This window comes from Chryseobacterium sp. BGARF1 (assembly GCF_001677955.1).
In the GTDB taxonomy this organism is placed as follows: Bacteria; Bacteroidota; Bacteroidia; order Flavobacteriales; family Weeksellaceae; genus Chryseobacterium.
On record NZ_LELA01000240.1, the window covers coordinates 1 to 332 of the forward strand.

At 34.0% G+C, this 332-nt stretch carries 1 protein-coding gene; it reads right to left on the minus strand.

Features of this window, described 5'->3' with window-relative positions:
• A partial coding sequence (locus AB671_RS21840; protein ID WP_317040137.1) for a glycine cleavage T C-terminal barrel domain-containing protein occupies positions 1-332 on the minus strand: 332 nt, incomplete at both ends.

Sequence of the window (332 nt, forward strand, 5' to 3'; positions counted from 1 at the left end):
TAATAAATGGAGTTTTCACAATCACACCTTTGACCGGTTTATTTCTTATATTAATAAAAATTTCACTTCCGTGTTTAGCACTTTCAAAACAGACGTATCCCATTCCTATTCCTTTTTTGAGTGTAGGAGAAAGTGTTCCCGAGGTAACCGTTCCAATAATTTGATGATTATGATCCCAAATTTCATATCCATGGTGGGGAATTCCTTTGCCTTCGATTTCAAAACCTACCAGCTTTTTAGTAATACCCTTTTCTTTTTGAATTTTTAAAAATCCGTTGTAAATAAAATCTTTGGTAAATTTTGTTATCCAGCCAAGACCTGCTTCCAAAGGC